The sequence below is a fragment of the Marseilla massiliensis genome (assembly GCF_016899855.1).
GTDB lineage: Bacteria > Bacteroidota > Bacteroidia > Bacteroidales > Bacteroidaceae > Prevotella.
On the sequence record NZ_JACJJG010000033.1, the window covers coordinates 22,188 to 28,325 of the forward strand.

Genomic DNA, 6,138 nt, shown 5'->3' on the forward strand with positions numbered 1-6,138 from the left:
TAAACAATTATGGAAATAGATTTTGTAAGAAGCCGCTTTATAAAGCATTTCGACGGACAAACCGGTAACATCTACGCTGCCCCAGGGCGTATAAACCTTATAGGCGAACACACAGATTATAATGGTGGTTTCGTTTTCCCGGGCGCAATAGATAAAGGGATTATGTGTGAAATACGTCCCAACGGTAGCAACACGGTAATGGCTTATGCTATCGACTTGAAGGATCGGGTTGAGTTTAAAATTGATGATCCTCAAGGCCCTCGGGCAAGTTGGGCAAGATACATATACGGCATAATTCAAGAAATGAAAAAATTAGGTGTTGATGTTAAAGGATTCAACATCGCTTTTGCCGGAGATGTACCTTTAGGAGCAGGAATGTCATCATCAGCTGCAATGGAAAGTTGCTTTGCATACGCACTCAACGACTTGTTCGGTGACAATAAAGTGTCAAAATGGGACATGGTTTTGGCTGGTCAGGCAACGGAACACAATTATTGTGGAGTAAATTGTGGCATTATGGACCAGTTCGCCAGCATTTTCGGTAAAGAAGGAAAATTAATGAGACTTGATTGCAGAAGCCGCGAGTTCGAATATTATCCTTTTGAGCCAAAAGGATACAGATTGGTTCTTATTGACTCTGTTGTAAAACATGAATTAGCTTCGTCTGCATACAACGACCGTCGCAAGAGTTGCGAGAATGTTGTTGAAACATTAAGGAAGAAATACACTGACAGGGATATAGAAACCCTGCGTGATATAGATTGGGACATGCTCAATTCTGTAAAAGCCGACATCAGTGAAGAAGATATGAAGAGGGCCACTTATGTATTAGGTGAAAAAGACAGGGTTCTCGCTGTGTGCGATGCATTGAATAAGGGCGACTATGGAACTGTAGGTCAAAAAATGTATGAAACACATGACGGCTTAAGCAAAGATTACGAAGTTTCATGTGAGGAACTTGACTTCCTTGTTGATATGGCGCGCAAAAACGGAGTTACTGGCAGCAGAATTATGGGTGGCGGCTTCGGCGGATGTACAATAAACTTGGTAAAAGAAGAATTGTATGACAAGTTCATCAATGATGCAACATCAGCATACAAAGAAAAATTCGGCAAACAACCAAAAGTTTATGACATCGTGATTAGCGATGGAGCACGCAAAATATGCTGATTGAAAGCATTTTCATATATTCATTTTAATTGACCAAGACAACATTTGATCATATACGATTAAATTGAATTTATTAATAACGAGCTGTATCTATCCAATAATGACAAGATACAGCTCGTTATATTTATAAAATATAAAACCAAAAATTTGAATATATAACTCTCACGATTCTCGCATATAATCAGTACTTTTGCACTATTATTACAAGAAACAACTTATGGACCTAAAAAAATGGTTTAAAGGTTTTGAAAAAGGAATAGCCCAATTATCGCCAAAAGAAAGAGAACACTTCTTTTACGAATGCGGTAAAAATTGTGTTAAAAATGGCGTATTCCATATTTTCAGAACGCTTTATGAAGAATCAAATGGGGATATCGATATTTTTTTCAACAAAACAAATGAATTGCAAGGAGTAAAAAGTGAAACAATAGAAAAAAGACATATTTATAATCTATACTTCCAGGAATGCACTTGTGGATTACGTAATGAAGGATATATTTCCACTCCTCTACTATGTGAATGCTCGCGACAAAGTGTACTTTATACGATGAGCCATCTTTGGGAACAGCATAAATTTGAAATTATACTATGTCATTCAATTTTACAAGGGAAACATAATTGTAAAATCAGAATAAAAATTATAAAATAACATATTTCTATTGAAATCCCTGATGGTATTTTCAAAATAGTTTTCATAAAAAAGGCATTTGATGAACAAAGAAGAAACGATATGCGCTATTGCCACAGGACGTGGCGGAGCCCTTGGAATAATAAGAGTATCAGGCCCCAATGCAATAATAAATACCGACAAGATTTTCATTCCTGCCGATAAAACACATAAACTATTATCTGAACGCAAGGCTTATACAATATCATATGGCCACATAACAAACAAGGACGGAGAGATTATCGACGAAGTCCTTGTCAGCCTATTCCGTGCTCCACATTCATACACGGGGGAAAACTGTACTGAAATATCATGCCATGGCTCAGAGTATATACTGAAACAAATAATGCAAATGCTCATTGACAATGGTTGCCGTGCAGCAAATCCTGGCGAATTCACGCAACGTGCATTTTTAAATGGAAAAATGGATTTAAGCCAAGCAGAAGCAGTAGCCGACCTTATTGCTTCATCATCGAAAGCAACACATCGTATTGCAATGAATCAAATGCGTGGCAATTTCAGTCATGAACTAAAAACTCTACGAGACAAACTATTACATTTAACGTCATTAATAGAACTTGAACTTGACTTTAGTGACCACGAAGACTTAGAATTTGCAGACCGAAAAGAATTAAAAGAAACGTCTTTGCAAATCAGCACGGTTATATCTAAACTGATTAATTCATTTTCACTTGGTAATGCAATAAAGAATGGCATACCTGTCGCTATAATAGGAGAAACAAATGCAGGAAAATCGACACTGTTAAACACACTGTCTGGAGATGATCGTGCTATCGTAAGTGACATTGACGGCACAACTCGTGATGTCATAGAAGACACAATAAATATTAACGGGACAACTTTCAGGTTTATCGATACTGCCGGCATACGGGAAACTCACGATACAATAGAAGCAATGGGTATAGAACGAAGTTTCAAAGCATTGAATAAAGCCGAAATAGTAATATTGATGTATGACTTACAACGAAAAGACAACTTCCTTGATTTTTATGAAAAAATACATCAACACCTGATTAACAAACAGGTTATATTAGCAATGAATAAATGTGACATTGTACCAGAATCAAATATAAAAATCCCAGAAATCATTAAAATATCATCAAATATACATTGGCACACGATTACAATTTCAGCAAAAAGCGGAACAAACATAGAACAGCTGCGCAATATGCTTTGCGAACTAAGTTGTATTCTTGAAACAAGTAACAATGATATTATAATAACTAATGTCCGACATTACGAAGCATTGACCAAAGCCCTAAATGCAATAAACCGTGTAGAATATGGACTTACTACGTCACTCACTGGAGACCTTATCGCACAAGACCTACGAGAATGCCTTTTTCATCTAAACGACATTCTTGGCGAAGTAACAACAGGTGAAATACTGCATAACATATTTAAACATTTTTGTATCGGGAAGTAGATTCTGCGTGGGAAAGTGATTTTATGCAAAGAAAAGCATACTATCTGCAAATACAGCTCGTAAATCACATAATTTCAAGCATTAAAAAATTCATCCATTTTTGCAGATTTTTGACTTTTAACTTCGATATTTGCAGATTATCCTCTATTTTGTCCCCCATCTGTCCCCCGAAGTAACACTTTATTCTTCGAGGGACAAAAAGAATTATTTTCGTATATATTCCTCCCAATGTTTGGAAAAATCAACAATACCTTCATTATGTTGAGTTTTCATGTATTCAGGAAAGGAAGCTAAACCATTAAATAAATCTGTTAGTTCATTGCTTTTAATAAAATAATCTATAGAGGACTTCTTGTAGTAGTCATCAAGATATGACTTAAAATTCCTATTTGAGAAAGTCTTAGCAAATAGACACAACGTAGCAATATCAGTAAGAACTACAGGCATAATATTTGAACCATCAATAGAAAAATGTGAATATTCATCTACCTGCCAATTTTGAAGGAGATTTTTAACACCATTCATTGTTTGTTTCACATCTGCTAAAACGAGTATAGGATATACAATTGCATCTTTAGGACAATTTGGATCCCATCGTTTTTGAAACTCTCCCGTTCTTATTCTTTGAACATTCTTAAGTAGTTGTCCGACTCCTTTCGGTTTCCCTTTATCACTACGAACTAAATTCAAGTATAGGAAATCAAGATAATCTTTAAGTTTACCACATTCTTTCGTATAATCTTTTAGTTTTATATCTTTATTTTCAAAAAGAAATACAAAATTATCATACCGTGCATAAAAATCTGGAGCTCCACAATTTTTTGCATCTTTAGATTTATCAATCTCTATACATTCGTTCTCACATAGATTAACATTTGACTGAGAAAGAAAAATACCTTTCAAAGTCTGAGTAAAAAGGCATCCTTCGGAAAAATCAGTAGTGTATAGTCTGTTGAAATCTTGACCTTTAAATCCAAATTCTTTCTCTGCAATTTCACGAAAATCAAAATAAAGGCTATTATATATGTGCTCAATCCATAAATTATGATTGAACAGAAAAAAACGAGTTTCATCCATGCGAATCAAAGGACGCGAACGAAATTTTGTAAAATCACGGTTTTCTTTCTTGGAAACAAAGTCATTTACATCCAAAGACGATTCGATTGCAACCCTGTATGTTATATTATCATCAGGCATCTTACATTTAGCAAAATCAATTTCACCTATATGCGAATTAAAAATGCATTCCAACTCCCATATTGCCTTGGGGTAACACCACCATTTATTATCAAGCCCATATTTTTGACAAAATAGAGGAACCATCTTACTAAATTCAGTATGTTTAGCGGCAAATTCAAAGAACCGAATACACTTAATAGTCTGTGTTACCAATAACATATGATTATCATGGTAGTTATTAGACGAGAACTGTCTTAACATTGTAGCAGCATAGAATAGTTCTGGATTATCTTCTAACGTATAAGGAGATACACCTCCACCACGTTCACATGTAATTTGGTTTGCAGCATAAAGAGATTTGAAAAAATTCTTTTCAATTTTGATTTTATTATAATTATTTACCTTATATGTAGTAGCAAAAATATCCCTCATCAAATATAGCAAAGAGTCTTCCGATGCGGCCAAATAAGAATGGGGCTGTTTTTTTGCACGATTGACAAGCTTGTTAAAACGCAATAAAACTTCATTAATATACTTGGCATTGTCTTTGCTAAAAAAGAATCTCAGCGCATCTATATTCTCTCTTCCATGCCCATAATTAGGATTATAGAATGGTCTGTTAACAAGTTTCTCTGCCATATTACTAACTAAGTGCATCAAGTTTTCACGTTCAAGAGTACTAACGCACTTTCGAATGTTTGGCATCATCCGTTCATGGAACAAATCACGATATCCGACAATTTGTCCAATACCAGAGCTAGAATATATAGGAACATTATTAACCATACATTATAAGATTGTTATTAATACCATTGTTAATCTTTAGTTTAATACAAAAATCAGTTTCTCTGCCTCCTCCTGCAACTTCTGCGGATTCTGCTTGGCGAGTTTCTTTAAATTAAGCAACTTCCATTGTACTGATGGATATTCTTTGAAGTATTCAAATTCGTATCCATCCCACTCTGGCTGACCAAATTCGAAACTGATAAGGAACTTCTTATCCGCTTCTGTCATCAACGACTTTACATCATTAATGAGTTTTGCACGAGTTTCTTCAAACTCCTCGTATGTAAAAGGAATATCCGTCATACCTGCAAATTGGTTTTCCATTGCTTCTCGCTGGTCAATCAGGCGTGGAGCAAAAGACTCATGGATGGGTCTATCGCTGCCAAGCAAACAGAAGATGAGTCCCTCTCGGCATTCACTCAATGGAATATCCATATACTTCACATCAAACAGATCACGAGGATGCTGACGTGATAACGCTGCTGCGATCTTGCCACCATACAATAGAGTTAGGGGTACAACATTTGCCTCACAAAAGAGAGAAAACTCTTCCTGAGCCTTCTCACTCAATGGTATAGTTTGGACAGCACCGCCTACTATTCCTCTCTTGGTTTGATTGACCTCAATCTTCACCTGTTTGCCTCGATACTCGCACAAAAGTTTGCAAGTATTGAAATTGGGAACAATATGCATTCCTTTGAATGCTTTCTTTGCCTTTTCAGCGATGGCTTTCAGATGCATATTGATGTCGTCCAAACTTGTCTGACGGTCAGCCAATGGAATATAGGTCAAATCAATATCTACAGAATAACGAGGCAAATCCTTCAAGAACAGATTGATGGCAGTACCACCATGTATGGCAAACACATCCTCTTCCATCACAATCGGA

General features: G+C 35.9%; 5 protein-coding genes. 3 read left to right on the forward strand and 2 right to left on the reverse strand.

Annotation, left to right across the window (positions count from 1 at the left end; all coding sequences use genetic code 11):
* Positions 1 to 9 precede the first annotated feature (9 nt).
* From galK to mnmE, 3 genes are all read left to right on the forward strand, one after another.
* A complete protein-coding gene (gene galK, locus H6A34_RS07540; RefSeq protein WP_205104583.1) occupies positions 10 to 1,170 on the forward strand; it encodes a galactokinase in 1,161 nt (386 codons plus the stop codon).
* Between the two features lie 217 nt (positions 1,171 to 1,387).
* The gene (locus tag H6A34_RS07545) at positions 1,388 to 1,819 is read left to right on the forward strand and encodes a hypothetical protein (RefSeq protein WP_205104585.1); all 432 of its coding nucleotides are present in this window, start codon (positions 1,388 to 1,390) and stop codon (positions 1,817 to 1,819) included.
* Between the two features lie 61 nt (positions 1,820 to 1,880).
* The gene (gene mnmE / locus H6A34_RS07550) at positions 1,881 to 3,284 is read left to right on the forward strand and encodes a tRNA uridine-5-carboxymethylaminomethyl(34) synthesis GTPase MnmE (RefSeq protein ID WP_205104587.1); all 1,404 of its coding nucleotides are present in this window, start codon (positions 1,881 to 1,883) and stop codon (positions 3,282 to 3,284) included.
* 204 nt (positions 3,285 to 3,488) lie between these two features.
* Here the strand turns inward: mnmE and H6A34_RS07555 are convergent, their stop codons facing one another.
* Both H6A34_RS07555 and H6A34_RS07560 read right to left on the reverse strand, forming a co-directional pair.
* On the reverse strand, positions 3,489 to 5,249 hold the full coding sequence (locus H6A34_RS07555) for a hypothetical protein (protein WP_205104589.1): 1,761 nt from the start codon (positions 5,247 to 5,249) through the stop codon (positions 3,489 to 3,491).
* 36 nt (positions 5,250 to 5,285) lie between these two features.
* A partial coding sequence (locus H6A34_RS07560; RefSeq protein WP_205104591.1) for a nucleotidyl transferase AbiEii/AbiGii toxin family protein occupies positions 5,286 to 6,138 on the reverse strand: 853 nt, incomplete at its 5' end.

Coding starts and splice junctions, on each gene's coding strand:
- galK (WP_205104583.1), top strand. CDS start 10: ATGGAAATAGATTTTGTAAGAAGCCGCTTTATAAAGCATTTCGACGGA.
- H6A34_RS07555 (WP_205104589.1), bottom strand. CDS start 5,249: ATGGTTAATAATGTTCCTATATATTCTAGCTCTGGTATTGGACAAATT.
- mnmE (WP_205104587.1), top strand. CDS start 1,881: ATGAACAAAGAAGAAACGATATGCGCTATTGCCACAGGACGTGGCGGA.
- H6A34_RS07545 (WP_205104585.1), top strand. CDS start 1,388: ATGGACCTAAAAAAATGGTTTAAAGGTTTTGAAAAAGGAATAGCCCAA.